Annotated in this window: 17 protein-coding genes; 7 read left to right on the top strand and 10 right to left on the bottom strand. The window is 50.9% G+C overall.

The genetic code is table 11. The features are described 5' to 3' along the window. The first annotated feature begins 11 nt into the window (after nucleotides 1-11). Nucleotides 12-332 carry a hypothetical protein gene (locus tag AC0IWZ_RS20055; RefSeq protein WP_471678626.1) on the top strand — a complete coding sequence of 107 codons (321 nt, stop codon included), beginning with the start codon at nucleotides 12-14 and terminating at the stop codon, nucleotides 330-332. Nucleotides 333-342: 10 nt separating this feature from the next. Here AC0IWZ_RS20055 and AC0IWZ_RS20050 read toward each other — a convergent pair whose 3' ends face one another. The 3 genes from AC0IWZ_RS20050 to AC0IWZ_RS20040 form a co-directional block, all read right to left on the bottom strand. Continuing rightward, on the bottom strand, nucleotides 343-1,182 hold the full coding sequence (locus AC0IWZ_RS20050) for a DUF4225 domain-containing protein (protein ID WP_034499401.1): 840 nt from the start codon (nucleotides 1,180-1,182) through the stop codon (nucleotides 343-345). Between the two features lies 1 nt (nucleotide 1,183). After that, nucleotides 1,184-1,663, bottom strand: coding sequence for an Hcp family type VI secretion system effector (locus AC0IWZ_RS20045; protein ID WP_471678627.1), 480 nt, complete (start codon nucleotides 1,661-1,663; stop codon nucleotides 1,184-1,186). 171 nt (nucleotides 1,664-1,834) lie between these two features. Beyond that, nucleotides 1,835-2,443: a glutathione S-transferase gene (locus AC0IWZ_RS20040; RefSeq protein ID WP_471678628.1), complete on the bottom strand. Its 609-nt coding sequence runs from the start codon at nucleotides 2,441-2,443 to the stop codon at nucleotides 1,835-1,837. 491 nt (nucleotides 2,444-2,934) lie between these two features. Between AC0IWZ_RS20040 and AC0IWZ_RS20035 the strand changes: the two genes are divergently transcribed. From AC0IWZ_RS20035 to AC0IWZ_RS20020, 4 genes are all read left to right on the top strand, one after another. Further along, nucleotides 2,935-4,854, top strand: coding sequence for a PTS mannitol transporter subunit IICBA (locus AC0IWZ_RS20035; RefSeq protein ID WP_034499395.1), 1,920 nt, complete (start codon nucleotides 2,935-2,937; stop codon nucleotides 4,852-4,854). Between the two features lie 175 nt (nucleotides 4,855-5,029). After that, the gene (gene mtlD, locus AC0IWZ_RS20030; protein ID WP_471678629.1) at nucleotides 5,030-6,175 is read left to right on the top strand and encodes a mannitol-1-phosphate 5-dehydrogenase; all 1,146 of its coding nucleotides are present in this window, start codon (nucleotides 5,030-5,032) and stop codon (nucleotides 6,173-6,175) included. 65 nt (nucleotides 6,176-6,240) lie between these two features. Further along, complete coding sequence (locus AC0IWZ_RS20025; RefSeq protein ID WP_034499385.1) at nucleotides 6,241-6,768, top strand: MltR family transcriptional regulator; 528 nt, start codon at nucleotides 6,241-6,243, stop codon at nucleotides 6,766-6,768. A gap of 83 nt (nucleotides 6,769-6,851) precedes the next feature. Continuing rightward, the gene (locus AC0IWZ_RS20020; RefSeq protein ID WP_034499383.1) at nucleotides 6,852-7,214 is read left to right on the top strand and encodes a YibL family ribosome-associated protein; all 363 of its coding nucleotides are present in this window, start codon (nucleotides 6,852-6,854) and stop codon (nucleotides 7,212-7,214) included. Between the two features lie 99 nt (nucleotides 7,215-7,313). On the opposite strand, the gene ghrB is transcribed toward AC0IWZ_RS20020, so the two are convergent. The 5 genes from ghrB to AC0IWZ_RS19995 all read right to left on the bottom strand — a co-directional run bounded on the left by ghrB (nucleotide 7,314) and on the right by AC0IWZ_RS19995 (nucleotide 12,538). Beyond that, complete coding sequence (ghrB, locus tag AC0IWZ_RS20015) at nucleotides 7,314-8,288, bottom strand: glyoxylate/hydroxypyruvate reductase GhrB (RefSeq protein ID WP_471678630.1); 975 nt, start codon at nucleotides 8,286-8,288, stop codon at nucleotides 7,314-7,316. 61 nt (nucleotides 8,289-8,349) lie between these two features. Further along, on the bottom strand, nucleotides 8,350-9,648 hold the full coding sequence (locus AC0IWZ_RS20010; protein ID WP_034499379.1) for an MFS transporter: 1,299 nt from the start codon (nucleotides 9,646-9,648) through the stop codon (nucleotides 8,350-8,352). 68 nt (nucleotides 9,649-9,716) lie between these two features. After that, nucleotides 9,717-10,655, bottom strand: coding sequence for a sugar kinase (locus tag AC0IWZ_RS20005; protein ID WP_410373259.1), 939 nt, complete (start codon nucleotides 10,653-10,655; stop codon nucleotides 9,717-9,719). Between the two features lie 3 nt (nucleotides 10,656-10,658). Continuing rightward, a complete protein-coding gene (locus AC0IWZ_RS20000) occupies nucleotides 10,659-11,408 on the bottom strand; it encodes a sugar phosphate isomerase/epimerase family protein (RefSeq protein WP_471678631.1) in 750 nt (249 codons plus the stop codon). Nucleotides 11,409-11,518: 110 nt separating this feature from the next. Beyond that, nucleotides 11,519-12,538, bottom strand: a complete 1,020-nt coding sequence (locus AC0IWZ_RS19995; protein WP_410373261.1) for a LacI family DNA-binding transcriptional regulator — start codon at nucleotides 12,536-12,538, stop codon at nucleotides 11,519-11,521. Between the two features lie 246 nt (nucleotides 12,539-12,784). Between AC0IWZ_RS19995 and AC0IWZ_RS19990 the strand changes: the two genes are divergently transcribed. Then, nucleotides 12,785-13,327, top strand: a complete 543-nt coding sequence (locus AC0IWZ_RS19990; RefSeq protein ID WP_172892973.1) for an isochorismatase family protein — start codon at nucleotides 12,785-12,787, stop codon at nucleotides 13,325-13,327. Next, nucleotides 13,324-14,244 carry a GlxA family transcriptional regulator gene (locus AC0IWZ_RS19985; protein ID WP_471678632.1) on the top strand — a complete coding sequence of 307 codons (921 nt, stop codon included), beginning with the start codon at nucleotides 13,324-13,326 and terminating at the stop codon, nucleotides 14,242-14,244. The genes AC0IWZ_RS19990 and AC0IWZ_RS19985 overlap by 4 nt, the downstream gene beginning before the upstream one ends. On the opposite strand, the gene AC0IWZ_RS19980 is transcribed toward AC0IWZ_RS19985, so the two are convergent. Together AC0IWZ_RS19980 and AC0IWZ_RS19975 are read right to left on the bottom strand one after the other, a co-directional pair. Further along, nucleotides 14,241-14,831 carry a hypothetical protein gene (locus tag AC0IWZ_RS19980; RefSeq protein WP_471678633.1) on the bottom strand — a complete coding sequence of 197 codons (591 nt, stop codon included), beginning with the start codon at nucleotides 14,829-14,831 and terminating at the stop codon, nucleotides 14,241-14,243. The two genes, AC0IWZ_RS19985 and AC0IWZ_RS19980, sit on opposite strands and share 4 nt — an antisense overlap. Before the next feature lie 57 nt (nucleotides 14,832-14,888). Then, nucleotides 14,889-15,887 carry an acyltransferase gene (locus AC0IWZ_RS19975; RefSeq protein ID WP_034499366.1) on the bottom strand — a complete coding sequence of 333 codons (999 nt, stop codon included), beginning with the start codon at nucleotides 15,885-15,887 and terminating at the stop codon, nucleotides 14,889-14,891. Between the last annotated feature and the right edge of the window lie 37 nt (nucleotides 15,888-15,924).

Genomic DNA, 15,924 nt, shown 5'->3' with positions numbered 1-15,924 from the left:
CAGGAGAGAATATGATAAATACCAACGTAATCGAACTTATGAAGAAAAATGGATTTTCTGACAAACAGATTGCCAGAATAGAAGAAGCTTCCATTACAGATCATTTATCTCTTGAGATAACCATTATTCAGCTTTCAAAGAGATTTGTAATATTATCTGTGATATTTTTTTTATTTTTAATACTTTCTATTGTAGCCCCAATTTTAAATGAAGATAAGAACCCACTCCAAATAACGTGCATAATGATAGTTCCTTTGTTCTTTTTGATGAAACTCCTTGGCTTAGATCTATGTTTTAAAGCAAGGAGAGTTGTCAGAGATATGGAGGAATGATGTTGTGTAATTATTTTTCATTTCTTGGGTTGGATGGCGTGTTATTTTGAATGCTTTGTATCGTTAATCCATCTGCACTTAATTCAAGAGTCAGGGCAGGAATGCTCATGGCTCTGAATCCCATAACTAAATCAGCATTTAAATACTTAAACAATCGCCATGCATCTGGCTTGGTGACAAATGAAAATAGGCCTTTAGCTGAAGTGACTAAATCTACGCCTCCATATACAAGATCTCCATATTGTCTGGGGTAACCTAACATTTCAGCCCCTCCTTCATACATTTTGGATAACAGGCCTTTGTAATCTGGGTCTGAGTTGATAAAAGCTCCAGCGTTTTCCTGCATAGCGTTAAATCCATGGAACGTGATAATTAGGCCACAAAAGATGACCGGAATTCCTATAACTGCTCCCAATCCTGTACTACTAAGCGCTACGCCAGTTCCAATCATGTCAATGCCAACTCCAACTTCAGCTATACCGCCGGCGAATCCAACTTCTTTAACAAAATAAAACATAATGCCTTGGGTTTTTTGAATATCTACAACAGCATACTGCTTTGCTTTTTTCTGCCTGATTAAACCTTCTTGTTTGATTAAGTAGTCCCGTTCTTGTTTTAATTCATTTATTGCCATCGCTTTTTGTTGAGAGCTGTAATCACCATCAATTATCTCTAGTGTATTTGTGATGAAAAGAGATAGATTATTTTTAAAGTCTATTCTCACTCTGGGGTTTTGTATGAATTGAGCGGCGGTAAGGCCACTTTCAGTAACCGCGCGAGCTTCCAGTCCCCCCATGGTTCTGTAGTAATCATCCATGCGATCTTTATCATGACCAAAGATATAATCCATTTCAGAACACCCTATCTTCCCATAAGCTATAGCTTGATGTTCCCGCCGATAAATGCTCCCAAGTAATACTTTCATATTTCAATGAGACACTCTCGATGGGTTGAGCATCATTATGGGTTAGTGAGTTTGGTGAAACTAAACTCAGGTCTGCAATTGTCGCTTTAATCAGCTTTATTCTATAAAAGAGAGATTGTGTGCCAGACTTATCCGTTCTATAGGCTTCAAATACTGCATCCATCTTTTCATTGTTAGAGATAGCGAAGGCTAACAGCGGCGAGGATTTATCGATTGGCTTTTTAAAAGTTAATGGTTGGTGGTTAACATTTTGATCCCGGGATATCGCATAGGCCAGTTCGTAAATAAGAATTTGGTCACGATGGGTAGCCTGATAAGCGTTGCCAATTGAATCATATGAAGAACAGCCGCTTGAAATTAATCCCTGATTCTCACCAGTTAATGATAGATAGATATTATTCGACATTGTTATTATTCCTTTCCTAAGAGTTATTACAGACAGTGAATAACTTTCTTTTTACGCCTTAGGGTCAGGAACAATAAATGAAAAGTTTTTAAATATAGGAAATCGGACTTTTATTAATATAAATAGCCTCTTCCGCAAAATAACTCTCAGAGGCTATTTAATAACGGAACATCATGCCGTTGGCGGTTCTGTCCGTGCAAAACTTTCACGTTCAAAGAGTTTTTCGACCAGCTTTACCAAATGTGGGCGGTCGACACACCAGCCAGGGGAAACCCGGCGGAAGTTGAGATAGCCCACCGCGCAAGCCACCGCGATGGTCGCCACGCAAAGTTCATCGGCATTGAGTTTTTTATCCGCAGCGTATTGTTCGAGCAGTGTCAGGCCTCGGCTGATTTTTTCGCGCTGGCGCAGGAGTTCTGTTTCAGATTGTTGCTCGATCGAGCGCTGGCGTTCGCGCACTGAAACCAGGGCGGCGTCCATTACACCGTCTGCCAGCGCTTCAATCTGGCGCATTTGCAGGGCGGCTTTTGGGTCACGGGGGATAAGGGCAGGGGCGATGTCCAAAAGCTCGAGGTATTGCGCAATAATTGGGGAATCGAACCAATACTCGCCATCGTCCGTCACCAGCGCCGGAACTTTGCCCAGCGGGTTGTATTGCGGAGTGACGCTATCAGACGTCCACGGGTTGTCGTTCACAAATTCAAACGTGATGCCCTTTTCCAGCAGTATGACGGATATTTTGCGCACGTACGGGCTGGTGTAATTACCGATAAGTTTCATTACATCGTCCATTTTCAATCGACAAAGCATAAGTATGGTTCAGGAATTATGAAGACGCCTGGGGTCGCGCGATGTTGTTTGCCGCTGCGCTGTAATTTTCTGACAAAACGAAAGGCTTCTGGCAGGTGGAGCTGCCCTGGATCACACTCGCGAAAATCCACGTAAAATATTTTGTGAATCACATCACATTTAAATAACAAAGTCTCAGCAAGTAAATGTGACTCTTATCACATAAAGGTGTCAATGATGCGCAAAAATTAGCTACTGTGTTTTTTTTACACACTAATTATGTGATCTGGATCGCCAGATCATGACTCGTCACACCCTGTAATGAGTGATCTCCATCACACTAATTTCCATGCGCTGGACACCTTAACGATTCAGTGCCAGATTTGCCTCACTTAGAGCATCTGGCAGCACTGCTTGCCACCACATTAACAATAAACCTCGGGCTGCTTTCCCAGCACGTAAACACAACAAGGGGTGTGCGTATGTCATCCGATATCAAGATCAGAGTGCAAAGCTTTGGTCGTTTCCTGAGCAACATGGTAATGCCAAACATCGGCGCATTCATCGCCTGGGGTATTATCACCGCTTTATTTATTCCAACCGGATGGTTGCCAAGCGAGACGCTGGCGAAACTGGTCGGCCCGATGATTACTTACCTGCTGCCGTTGCTCATCGGTTATACCGGTGGTCGCTTAATCGGTGGCGACCGTGGTGGTGTGGTCGGCGCAATCACAACCATGGGTGTTATCGTCGGTGCGGATATGCCGATGTTCCTCGGCGCGATGATTGCGGGTCCTCTGGGCGGCTGGGCGATTAAACATTTCGACGCTTGGGTAGACGGCAAGATTAAATCCGGCTTTGAAATGCTGGTGAACAACTTCTCCGCTGGCATCATCGGTATGATTCTGGCGATTCTGGCGTTCATGGGTATCGGCCCTGCGGTTGAAGTCCTGTCCAAGGTTCTGGCGGCAGGCGTTAACTTCATGGTTGTCCATGACATGCTGCCACTGGCTTCTATCTTCGTAGAACCAGCGAAAATCCTGTTCCTGAACAACGCAATCAACCACGGTATCTTCTCGCCGCTGGGTATTCAGCAGTCCCACGAACTGGGCAAATCAATCTTCTTCCTGATTGAAGCTAACCCAGGTCCAGGTATGGGCGTGCTGATGGCGTACATGTTCTTCGGTCGTGGTAATGCTAAGCAGTCTGCGGGCGGCGCGGCAATCATCCACTTCCTGGGCGGTATCCACGAAATTTACTTCCCATATGTGCTGATGAACCCACGTCTGATCCTGGCCGTTATCCTCGGCGGTATGACTGGCGTGTTCACTCTGACTCTGCTGAACGGCGGCCTGGTTTCCCCGGCATCCCCGGGTTCCATCCTGGCAGTTCTGGCGATGACACCAAAAGGTGCGTACTTCGCGAACATTGCAGCAATCGTTGCAGCAACCGCAGTCTCCTTCGTGGTATCAGCAATCTTGCTGAAAACCAGCAAAGTGAAAGAAGAAGATGATATCGAAGCAGCAGCTCGCCGTATGGCTGAGATGAAAGCAGAATCCAAAGGGGCTACAGCGCCACTGGCGGTAGGTGCAGGTTTGTCTAACGACCTGAGCCACGTGCGCAAAATCATCGTGGCATGTGATGCAGGCATGGGTTCAAGTGCGATGGGGGCGGGTGTGCTGCGCAAGAAAGTGAACGATGCGGGCCTGAAAAATATCTCTGTAACCAACTGTGCAATCAACAGCTTGCCAGACGATGTTGACCTGGTTATCACGCACCGTGACCTGACTGAGCGCGCTATGCGCCAGGTGCCACAGGCACAGCATATTTCCCTGACCAACTTCCTCGACAGCAGCCTGTACGCCAACCTGACCGAGCGTCTGGTGGCCTCTCATAACCTGAGCGAGAAAGAAGTTAAGGTCATGAGCAGCCTGGAAGACAGCTTCGTTGCTGACGAAGAGATGCTGTTCCGTCTGGGCGCTGGCAACGTGTTCCTCGGCCTGACGGCTGCCACCAAAGAAGAAGCCATTCGCTTTGCCGGTGAGCAACTGGTGAATGGCGGTTACGTTCAGCCTGAATATGTGGATGCGATGTTTGAGCGTGAAAAACTGACCCCAACTTATCTGGGCGAAGGTATCGCGGTTCCACACGGTACGGTTGAAGCGAAAGACCGCGTACTGAAAACCGGCGTCGTATTCTGCCAGTATCCACACGGTGTTCACTTCGGTGAAGAAAGTGAAGATATTGCCCGCCTGGTTATCGGTATTGCCGCTCGCAATAACGAACACATCCAGGTTATCACCAGCCTGACCAACGCGCTGGATGATGAGTCGGTGATTGATCGCCTGGCGAATACTACCAGCGTTCAGGAAGTTCTCGATTTGCTGGCCGGTAAGAAGTAGCAGTGGTGGTGCGGGTGGCTACGGTCGCCCTCACCCCGGCCCTCTCCCCCAGGAGAGGGTGAACACCGATCTAGTCCCCTCTCCCTCAGGGAGAGGGTTAGGGTGAGGGTTGTTTAAATCAAAATAACCTCACCCGAACCCTCTCGGGTAATTCAAATTTAAGAAGGTGAACGACATGAAAGCATTACATTTTGGCGCAGGTAATATCGGCCGTGGCTTTATCGGGAAACTGCTGGCAGACGCGGGTATTCAACTGACCTTCGCTGACGTTAACCAAACCGTGCTGGACGCGCTCAACGAGCGCCACAGCTATCAGGTTCATGTGGTGGGTGAGCAAGAGCAAATCGATACTGTTTCTAATGTGAATGCCGTCAGCAGCATTGGTGACGATGTTGTTACGTTGATTGCCGACGTTGACCTGGTGACCACCGCCGTCGGCCCGGTTGTGCTGGAGCGCATCGCGCCAGCCGTGGCAAAAGGTCTGGTTCTGCGTCGTGCTAACGGCAATGAAAAACCCCTGAATATTATTGCCTGCGAAAACATGGTGCGCGGCACCAGCCAGCTGAAAGCTCACGTGATGAAGGCACTTTCTGAAGATGATCAGGCCTGGGTTGAGCAGCATGTAGGTTTCGTTGATTCTGCTGTGGACCGTATCGTTCCACCGTCAGAATCTGCCACCAATGACCCGCTTGAAGTGACTGTTGAAACCTTCAGCGAGTGGATTGTGGATAAAACCCAGTTCAAAGGTGAGCTGCCTAACATTCCTGGCATGGAACTGACTGATAACCTGATGGCGTTTGTTGAGCGCAAACTCTTCACGCTGAATACCGGGCATGCTATAACCGCATACCTTGGTCAACTGGCCGGTCATCAGACCATTCGCGATGCCATTCTCGATGAGAGAATCCGGGCGGTCGTGAAGGGTGCGATGGATGAAAGCGGCGCGGTGCTGATCAAGCGTTATGGCTTTGATGCAGACAAGCATGCAGCCTACATCCAGAAAATCCTTGGTCGTTTCGAGAACCCGTATCTGAAAGATGATGTGGAGCGCGTAGGCCGCCAGCCGCTGCGTAAATTAAGTGCGGGCGACCGTCTGATTAAGCCGCTGTTGGGCACTATCGAATACGGTTTGCCGCACCAATTCCTGGTTGAAGGTATTGCCGCGGCGATGCATTACCGTAGCGAGCAAGATCCACAGGCGCAGGAGCTGGAGAAGTTGCTGGCAGAAAAAGGCCCGCAAGCAACACTTGCCGAAATCTCCGGCCTTGATGCTAACAGCGATGTGGTGGCAGAAGCGGTGAAGGCATACAGCAACAAATAGTGATGGAAAGCGGGTGCAGCAAGTAGTGGCTGCACCCAATAATACTTTTAGTAATGTAGGCAAAGATGGAAGAAACCCAAGCCTTTGAAAACCGTGTGCTTGAGCGTCTTAATGCCGGGAAAACCGTACGTAGCCTGCTGATTGCCGCTGTCGAACTTCTTACCGAAGCGGTGAATATTCTGGTGTTGCAGGTCTTCCGTAAAGACGATTATGCAGTGAAATACGCGGTTGAACCGTTATTGGATGGCGATGGCCCGTTAGGGGATCTTTCCGTGCGTCTCAAACTTATCTACGGTCTTGGCGTGCTCAATCGCGTCGAGTACGAAGATTGTGAGTTGATAATGGCACTGCGAGAAGAGTTGAATCACGACGGTAACGAATATAATTTTACCGATGATGAGATGCTCGGCCCGTTCGGTGAATTGCATTGTGTTTCAGCCCTGCCGCCAACGCCAAAGTTTGTGGATGGCAGCGATCCTGAGCTGTTTGCTATGCAAAAACAGCGTTACCAGCAAATCGTTCGTTCGACGATGGTGCTCTCTTTGACCGAGCTGATCTCGCGGATCAGCTTAAAAAAAGCCTTCCAGAAGTAATTCTGACCGAACTCCCTTTTCGCCCTCTTACGCCGAATGGTGTATCCTTGCCAGCAATGAAAGTTATTCACGGTTAATCAAAAATGAAAGAAATCGAAAAAGCAGAAATCAAACGCCTGAGCGATCGCCTCGATCTTATCCGTCACGAGATGCCAGAACTGCATCTGATCAACGACGCTGAAAAGTACGCTGAGATGGAAAAAGAGAAAGCGAAGCTGGAAATTGAGATCGTGCGCCTGCAAGCGGTGCGCAACCAGAAGCTGAGCAAAGAAGCACAAAAACTGATGGCACTGCCGTACAAACGTCCAATCACCAAGAAAGAACAAGCCAACATGGGCGCTCTGAAAAAAGCGGTACGTGGCCTGGTTATCGTCCATCCAATGACGGCGCTAGGCCGTGAGATGGGTCTCGAAGAAATGACTGGTTTTTCTAAGACTGATTTCTAATCTGGCTTTAGTCAATATGTCGGGGGCGCTGCGCTTGCCCGACCTACTGGTTATCGTTCGTAGGGCGGATAAGCGCAAGCGTCATCCGCCAACAATCAATTACTTCAATACCTGCGGGTTCACACAGTTCTCTTTCACATCTCCTGTCAGCGCCGCAATCAAATTATCTACCGCACATGCAGCCATGTTGTAGCGAGTTTCGTGCGTCGCAGAACCGATGTGCGGAAGCGCCACGACGTTCGGCAAGCTAAGCAAAGGTGAGTCCACCGGTAGCGGCTCCTGCTCAAAGACATCCAGCCCAGCGGCGTGAATTTTGCCGTCAACCAGTGCCTGAATTAACGCTTTTTCGTCAACCACCGGGCCACGTCCGGCGTTAATCAAAATCGCTGAAGATTTCATTTTCGCCAGCTGTTCAGCGCCAATCAGATGATACGTTTCATCGGTCAACGGCAGGGAAATACAGACGAAATCGGATTCGGCCAGCAGGGTGTCGAGGTCACAATAACGGGCGTTAAAGCGGTCTTCAGCTTCCTGATGATGGCGACGCGCGTTATACAGAATCGGCATGTTAAAGCCAAAGTGCGCACGTTGCGCCAGCGCAAGGCCAATACGGCCCATGCCTAAAATACCCAGCGTTTTATGGTGCACGTCGATTCCAAACCAGTCCGCGCCGATGCTGCCTGTCCACTCGCCAGCTTTGACACGTTCTGCCACTTCTACCGCACGGCGAGCGGTCGCCAACACCAGTGTCATCATGGTATCCGCGACGGTTTCAGTCAGCACGGTTGGCGTATGCATCAGTGCGATACCGCGTGAGGTCAGCGCGTCCACATCAAAATTGTCGTAGCCAACGGAAACGGTAGAGGCGGCGCGCAGCTTAGGTGTATGAGACAAAAACTCTTTACCCACCGTTTCACTGGAACCCAAAATCCCTTCAGCATTGGCAAAAGCATCGGCGTGTTGCTGGAGATTTTCAGGGCTGAGGGAACTGACTTGAGTGACGCTGAAGTGACTTTCAAGACGGGCAAGCAGGTCGTCAGGTAACGTTTTATAGAGGATGACGGACGGCTTCATGACGTTCTCCGTTAACAGTTAAATACAACCGGGCGGTGCAACGACCGCCCGGATTGAGCGATCAGGCGTGGTGTGCTGCCGCTGGAACTTGTTGGTTTGTCGCAGGTTTCACTATCAGAGTTAGCCACACTGACGCGAGCAATGCTACCCCCATAAAAATGTAGGATGCAGACGGGCTGCCGGTTGCCCCGTTGAGGTAGCCAACAAACCAGGAGCCGACAAACGAACCGAGCGCACCCATACTGTTGATTAATGCCATCGCGCCACCTGCAACATTGCGTGGCAGCATTTCAGGAATAATGGCGAAGAATGGGCCATACGGCGCATACATGGCGGCACCGGCAATCACAAGCAAAGTGTAGGAAACCCAGAAATGATCGGCACCAACCAGCCAGGAGCCGAGAAATGCCAGCGCGCCAATCAGCAGTAGCGGCCAGACAAACAGCTTACGGTTCTGCATTTTGTCCGAAGCCCAGGAGACCACAATCATCGCGATAGTTGCCGCCAGATAAGGAACCGATGACAACCAGCCAACTTCCACCATGCCCATGCCTGCCGTCCCTGCACCTCGGATGATTGACGGCAGCCACAATACAAAGCCGTATACACCAATACTCCAGCAGAAATATTGCATACACAGCAGCACGACATTACGCGAACGGAACGCTTCGCTGTAGTTGCGCACCGCTTTAATCCCTTGCTGTTCTTTTTCCAGTTGAGCCTGCAACGCGGATTTTTCTGCATCAGACAACCAGCCAACTTGCGCAGGTTTATCTTTTACCAGCATCCACCAGGCGAATGCCCAGATAACGGCCGGGATACCTTCGAAGATAAACATTTCACGCCAGCCAAAGGCCTGAATCAGATAGCCCGAAACCACCGACATCCACAGCACCGTGACCGGATTACCGAGTATTAAGAAGGTGTTAGCCCGTGAGCGTTCAGACTTAGTGAACCAGTTACTGATGTAAATCAGCATTGCGGGCATCACGGCCGCTTCTACCACGCCGAGGATAAAGCGAATCGCCGCCAGCGCGGGGATATTGCTAACCATGCCGGTGAGTGACGCGCAACCGCCCCACAAAATCAGGCAAACGAAGATCAGTTTGCGTACGCTGCGGCGTTCGGCGTACATCGCGCCGGGGATCTGGAAGAAGAAATAACCGAGGAAAAACAGCGCTCCAAGCAGGGAGGAAATCCCTTTGGTGATACCGAGATCGTCGTTGATACCTGCGGCGGAAGCAAAACTAAAGTTGGCACGGTCGAGGTACGCCAGGCTGTACGTGATAAACACGATTGGCATGATGTACCACCAACGTTTTGGCGCGATTGTCTTTGATGCAAGGGAATGGGTTTTCATGGGCTTGCCTCTATGTTGAGGAGAGTCGCATCATGCCGGGTGTAGGGCACAGCTGATGCAGTCTTTGTTTATTCGCCAAGCGAGCTACGGGTCGGTAACCCTTCGCTATCGCCGATGACTTGAATTGCCAGTGAGCCGATTTTATTCCCGCGGCTGACGGCATGTTCTAAGGTTTTCCCTTCAAGCAGGGCGCTTATCACGCCCACCGCAAAACCGTCGCCTGCGCCGACGGTATCGACGACGTTCTCGACTTTTACCGCACTTACTGCCCCTTTATCACCTGAGGCCGTTTTGTACCATGCGCCGTCAGCGCCCGTTTTCAGCACCACGGTCTTAACGCCGTGGTCGAGATAGAAATCGGCAATTGCTTCTGGTGTTTTGTGGCCGGTCAGAATCGCGCCTTCGCTTAATCCAGGCAGCACCCAGTCTGCCAGGAAGGCGAGTTGATTCAATCGTTTCACCATTTCGGCTTCACTCTTCCAGAGAACCGGGCGCAGATTAGGGTCGAACGAAATGGTTTTCCCTTGCTGCTTCATCACGCGAGCAGCGTGATTGAGCAGTTCTAATGAACTATCCGACAGCGCTGCCGCCACGCCGCTTAAATGTAGATGGCGTGCCGAGCCAAAATACTCTTCATCAAAATCAGCGGTAGAAAGATGACTGGCCGCCGATCCTTTACGAAAGTATTCCACAATGGGATCGGTTCCATTTTCTGCTTTAGATTTAAGTTGAAAGCCTGTAGCAAAGCGCTCGTCTGTCGTCACGCCACGGCTGTCGATATTCTCTTTCGCCAGTTGTTGCAGCACATAGCGACCAAAAGAGTCGTTGCCCACCCGGCTGACCCAGCCCACTTTCAGGCCAAGACGCGCAAGCCCCGTGGCAACGTTTAACTCCGCTCCCGCCACGCGCTTAACGAACTGTTCTGCGGCGGCTAAATCACCGCTTTGGCTGGCGACAAACATCGCCATCGCTTCACCTATGGTGATGACATCAAGTTGGGTCGACATCGCTTACTCCTCGCGTAATAAGTTGACGTAATGGCGCGTAACAGCCGTCAGGTCTCGGCCTTCGAGCGGGAATTCAATTCCGCGCGGCGCATCGGCTGGCAGGTTGTTCAGTAATTCAAGCCAGCGCGGTTCCGCGTCATCGAGCGCGATCGCCCGGTAGTGGTAATGGTGTGCCACGGCGGCTTTGACGTGGATATAGCTGACCGACGGCGCCAGCACGCGGGCTGCGGCTTCTGGGGATTCATCCACCCACAGCCAGTTGGCCATATCAAATGTCAGCGTCACTGGAAGGTTTAGCACATTACAGGCGGCCTGGAAGCGCTGCATTGGCGCGAGTTTTCCGCAATTTGTTTGATCGTTTTCGACGACCAGAGGCACGTCTGTTTTCTCAAGCCACTGTTGTAAAAGTGAGAACTGTTGGCTGCCACGGAAGTGACCAAGAGACAGTTTCAACCAGCTCGCGTTGAGCTGGTGGGCTTCGAGCAGCAAAGAAGGGATCAACGGATTGAGTTTGCCATCTTCAACAAACAGCGGTTCCGGCGCGGAATAACAGGCATCGAGCCGGTGTTCAGCAATTTGCTGGGCAAGCGCAGGCAAGGCATCAAGCTGAATGTGATTTAATAATTCGCGACGGATTTCAACACCGTCAGCTCCGGCACTGGCGATAATCGGCAACAGCGCTTGTTGGCCGCCCATTGCGGCGATGCGGTCATGCCCGTAAGCGGCGGTGACGACAATAATTTTTCTCGGCATTCGTTTCTCCGGCCAGGTTCATCTACCTAATATAACTATTACGCTAGATGGAACCGGTTCCAAAGAAAAGCCAGGCATGTTCAATTTATGATCGCTATCACGAACATTGATTAACGGACGGTTGAACCGCGAACGATTAATTCGCCGGAAAAGACCTGTTCATAAACGGTATCGCTGCCGCCTTCAATGCGCTTCACGACCTGCTGAAGCGCGGCGTAACCAATCTGCCAGGTTGGCTGTTTAAGAGTGGTGATGCCGACTCCTGCAAGCTCCGCCCATTCGAGTTCATCGAAGCCAAGCAGGCCAATATCGCTGCCCCAGTGCAGGCCGATGCGGCGCAGTGAACGGGCCACCTGAAGGGTAAGCGCACCATTCGCTGAAATCACCGCTTTGCGCATGCCACGGTGCGCGGAATGGAACTGGCGCAGGGTATTGTCCATCAAATCCGCTTCGTGCAAAGGCACTTCGGCGTTTTCGGCAACAATGCCAGGGTAGCGTTTGAGAGTGGCGCGGAACGCATTCAGACGCTCGCGGCGAGTGTTCACTGTGCCGAGCGGTTCGCTGAGGAAAAGAATGGCTTCAAACCCTTGTTCGACCAGGTGTTCAGTCGCCGTAGTTGCCGCCTGGGTGTTATCTAAGCCTACGACATCACAGGCAAAATCGGGAATTTTGCGGTCAATCAGCACCATCGGCAAGGCCGATTGTTGCAGGCGATTTAACCCTTCTTCGCGCATGCCCACGGCGTTCACCACAATTCCTTCCACCTGATAACTGCGCAGCAAATCGAGATAATGCAGCTCCTGATCCACTTCGTTATTGGTGTTACAGACCAGCGGCGTAAAGCCCTTTTCACGGCAGGCGGCTTCGATACCGCTCAACACATCGACGGAGTAGGGATTGGTGATATCGGCGATGATCAGGCCAATTAAGCGGGTTCGCCCACGTTTTAGGCCGCGAGCCATTTGGCTTGGGCGGTAATCGAGTTCGGCAATCGCCGTTTCAATGCGCAAACGAAGATCGTCTGACAGCACATTTTGCTCGCCGTTAAGATAGCGGGAAACACTGGTTTTTCCGGTCTTTGCCGCTTTCGCGACGTCGCTTATCGTGGGGCGCGCAGCCTTGCTGTTCATGGTTTTCTCCGAAGGGTAACTTTCTGGAGAGTAACATAATTTACACCCGCTGGTGGATGGCGCTGGCGCTTATCCACCCTACAAAGGCCTGGTGTTTCGTAGGTCGGATAAGCGTAAGCGTCATCCGGCACCCATCCAAAGATCTCAACTGGTCCTTTATCAGCCTCACTCTGTCCGTTTTTGGTATTAGCAACCACGCTAACCCCTGCCACAATGGCTTTACACCCAAAGTGAAGGAGTCCGAAAATGTCCCGTTCCGCTCTGATCAATATCGACACGCAGCAATCTTTTTTCCATCGCGATTACTGGCAAGAAGATGACTTTCCGGCTTTCCAGCAGGCCATTTCGCAACTCATTTCTGGCTGCCAGGATTTGAAAATTCCTGTGGTGGATATCTTCCATGTTGACGATCAAAGCCCGTTTTCACTTGAATCAGGCTACGTTAAACCGATGCCTTTCTTGCAGCATCAGGCTGATGTGACATTCCAGAAACACGTGCATAACGCATTTACTGATACTGGCCTCGATCTTTGGTTACGTAGCCGTGATATTAACCACCTGATTATCTGCGGGATTCGCACCGAACAATGCTGCGAAACCACCACGCGAGTGGCGTCGGATTTGGGTTATCGCGTTTCATTTGTCAGTGAGGCGATGCTCACCTTCCCGATGAGCTGGAAAGGGGTTACGCTGGATACGCAAACCCTGCGCCACCGCACTGAAACCGTGCTGGCAGGGCGATTTGCGCAAATTCAAACCGTTGCCGAGTGCCTGGAGTCATTATCGTGAGTATTGGGGTCTGGTTCGTTGTTTTGCCTGGTGTTTTGTCACTCGACTTAACCGGCCCTGCGGAAACGCTGGCGCTGGCGGGGGATGCCTTTCACCTGCATTTCATTGGCCCGGACCCACACGTTTCCACCTCCATCGGACTGAACTTTTCTGGCATCGAACCGCTGCCAGAAAGTTTCCCGCCAGGCAGTTTGCTGGTATTGCCTGGGGTTTGTGATTCAAACCGCTACTTTGACACGCCGCAGGCTGAAGCGGTGCGCCGTTGGCTGATGCGCCTGCAACCGCAGATTCACAGCCAGCAACTCAATTTAATGTGCGTCTGTTCCGGTTCGTTGCTGGCGGCGAAAGCCGGGCTGATGAATGGCGTGCAGTGCACCACCCATCACGATGTGCTGGCGCGATTACGCGCTGCGGCACCCACCGCGCAGGTGAAAGAGAACCGCATTTTTATCGAAGATCGGGGCATCTGGACCAGCGCTGGAATTACGTCCGGCATCGATCTCTCGCTGCATCTGATTAACCGCTATTGCGGGCCGAAAGCCGCGCTGGATGTGGCACGTGAGATGGTGGTGTGGTTCCGCCGTTCGGGCGACGACCCGCAACTATCGCCGTGGCTGCGCTACCGTAACCATATTCATCCGGCAGTGCATCGTGCTCAGGATTTGCTTTCGGCAGCACCCGAATCGGCGTGGGATGTGCAGGAAATTGCCGACAAAGTTCATGTCAGCTCACGCCATTTGGCGCGGCTTTTTCAGCAGCATTTGGGAATTTCAGTGCGGGACTATTTAGAACAATTGCGCCTGGCGGTGGCCGAACAGCGCTTGTTACAAGGGCAGCGTATGGAGCAGGCGGCGATTGCGGCGGGGTTTTCGTCACCCCGCCAGTTGCATCGCGCCCGGATGCGTAAGCCTCATTAAAACTGAGTGAGCAAGTTTTCCAGCGCACCTTGCCTGTTCTTGCCCCAGCTAAAGAAAGCGCGGAACCACTGACTCTCGGTCGGCGATGTGAAGCTCTCGACTTCCCAGTTATCTTTATACAGAGCATACAGATTGCACAGCGTATGCCAAAGGCTGTAAAGCATCACCAGCAAGGCCACCACGACTGCGGCGTAGACCCACCATTCCTGGGCAGGCGGCCAGCGAAATATCGTCCAGCCGATGATAGATGCCTGTAGCGCCGCGCGAAGTAAAAAGCCTTTCAGGAAGAACTGCGTTGCCCGTTGTGTACTGTAGAAAAATGGGTTGCTTAAGTGCCGACGTTTTTCCTGAACCGGGATGCCTCTCACGAAAACCAGCCAGTCATGCGTCTCACGGTTACTGCGCACTGCTCCCTGTTCGGTCAATGTGTTAAGCCGGATGGAAATTAAAACCGGGAAAACAATACCGATAACCATCAGGTAAAGAAACGGTGCCTGGCAGCCGAAAAAATTCAGCCCACAACATAGAGTTTCCCACAGCAAAGATTTGACGGAATAGAAGTAAAGCGACGTCACTTGATAATTCATTGCTTCATCCATTGATATCCACAATTTGTGTGCGCTTACTTTACTCCCGTCTTTTATTTAGCTCACCATTTTTCGGGTGTCGATGCGTTGCAATACCATGGAAAGTAACAAACTTCCGGCGAGCGTGACGCCGAAAATCCACAGAATATCGAGCACCGGAGAGCTTGTGATTTGGTAGCCGTGTGTGCGCAGGAAGTGAATTATCAGCGCATGGAAGCCGTAAATTCCCAGCGAGTGTTGCGAGATTAATGTCAGTCCCGGCAACGGGCGGCTGTTCAGGCAATTTTTTACCAGCACCAGCAAACCGATCGCGGCGATAAACACCAGCGGCCCGCAATAAACATAAAAGGTATCGGCAAAATTACCGTTCACTTCTAACTGGTGGCGCGTGCCCGTCGAAATCGAAAAAATACACAGCACAAAAATTCCGGCAGCCAGCCCGCTAATCCAGCGTTTGTCCGTCTCAAACATGCCTATCGCACGCCCCAGCAGGCCATACAGCACGTAATAAAACGTGTCGCCGCGAATGTATAAATTAATCGGCAGCCATTTAAAGCCGTCGAGCGTTTGCGGCACGGTGTTGGGGTTGGCGACAACGCCGAGTAACACCATCAGCCCAAGAATCACCGTCGCGTTGACTTTCTTCACCTGAATCAGAGGCGAAAGAAGGTAGATGACCATGATCGCAAAGAAGAACCACAGGTGATAAAACACCGGTTTTTGCAGGATATAGCGCAGGGAAAGTCCGGCATTAATTGGCGTGAAGAGTTTGATGTAGATAAGCGCAATCACGCTGTAAAACAACAAGCATGTGACGATGCGCAAAAAGTGACGCTGCTGCGCACTGCGCTCTCCAAAAAACAGATAACCTGAAATCATGAAGAACAGCGGGACGCTGACGCGGGATGCCGAATTCAGTACGTTCGATAAATCCCAACTAAACGGACTGACGATATTTGCGTTGGTGATGTACCAGGTCGTGGTATGAATCATGACGACCATCAGGCATGCAATCCCACGCAGGTTGTCAATCCAGTTAATTTTTTGCTGCTGCATGGGTTCCTCTGGTGTTGTTGACGGTGATTTATCTGAG

This window comes from Buttiauxella sp. AC142 (assembly GCF_979253435.1).
This window is presented reverse-complemented; position numbering and strand designations above follow the sequence as displayed.

What these genes read in the sequence shown, in the direction of transcription:
- AC0IWZ_RS20055 (WP_471678626.1), top strand. Translation starts at nt 12, where the DNA reads ATGATAAATACCAACGTAATCGAACTTATGAAGAAAAATGGATTTTCT.
- AC0IWZ_RS20050 (WP_034499401.1), bottom strand. Translation starts at nt 1,182, where the DNA reads ATGGATTATATCTTTGGTCATGATAAAGATCGCATGGATGATTACTAC.
- AC0IWZ_RS20045 (WP_471678627.1), bottom strand. Translation starts at nt 1,663, where the DNA reads ATGTCGAATAATATCTATCTATCATTAACTGGTGAGAATCAGGGATTA.
- AC0IWZ_RS20040 (WP_471678628.1), bottom strand. Translation starts at nt 2,443, where the DNA reads ATGAAACTTATCGGTAATTACACCAGCCCGTACGTGCGCAAAATATCC.
- AC0IWZ_RS20035 (WP_034499395.1), top strand. Translation starts at nt 2,935, where the DNA reads ATGTCATCCGATATCAAGATCAGAGTGCAAAGCTTTGGTCGTTTCCTG.
- mtlD (WP_471678629.1), top strand. Translation starts at nt 5,030, where the DNA reads ATGAAAGCATTACATTTTGGCGCAGGTAATATCGGCCGTGGCTTTATC.
- AC0IWZ_RS20025 (WP_034499385.1), top strand. Translation starts at nt 6,241, where the DNA reads ATGGAAGAAACCCAAGCCTTTGAAAACCGTGTGCTTGAGCGTCTTAAT.
- AC0IWZ_RS20020 (WP_034499383.1), top strand. Translation starts at nt 6,852, where the DNA reads ATGAAAGAAATCGAAAAAGCAGAAATCAAACGCCTGAGCGATCGCCTC.
- ghrB (WP_471678630.1), bottom strand. Translation starts at nt 8,288, where the DNA reads ATGAAGCCGTCCGTCATCCTCTATAAAACGTTACCTGACGACCTGCTT.
- AC0IWZ_RS20010 (WP_034499379.1), bottom strand. Translation starts at nt 9,648, where the DNA reads ATGAAAACCCATTCCCTTGCATCAAAGACAATCGCGCCAAAACGTTGG.
- AC0IWZ_RS20005 (WP_410373259.1), bottom strand. Translation starts at nt 10,655, where the DNA reads ATGTCGACCCAACTTGATGTCATCACCATAGGTGAAGCGATGGCGATG.
- AC0IWZ_RS20000 (WP_471678631.1), bottom strand. Translation starts at nt 11,408, where the DNA reads ATGCCGAGAAAAATTATTGTCGTCACCGCCGCTTACGGGCATGACCGC.
- AC0IWZ_RS19995 (WP_410373261.1), bottom strand. Translation starts at nt 12,538, where the DNA reads ATGAACAGCAAGGCTGCGCGCCCCACGATAAGCGACGTCGCGAAAGCG.
- AC0IWZ_RS19990 (WP_172892973.1), top strand. Translation starts at nt 12,785, where the DNA reads ATGTCCCGTTCCGCTCTGATCAATATCGACACGCAGCAATCTTTTTTC.
- AC0IWZ_RS19980 (WP_471678633.1), bottom strand. Translation starts at nt 14,831, where the DNA reads ATGAATTATCAAGTGACGTCGCTTTACTTCTATTCCGTCAAATCTTTG.
- AC0IWZ_RS19975 (WP_034499366.1), bottom strand. Translation starts at nt 15,887, where the DNA reads ATGCAGCAGCAAAAAATTAACTGGATTGACAACCTGCGTGGGATTGCA.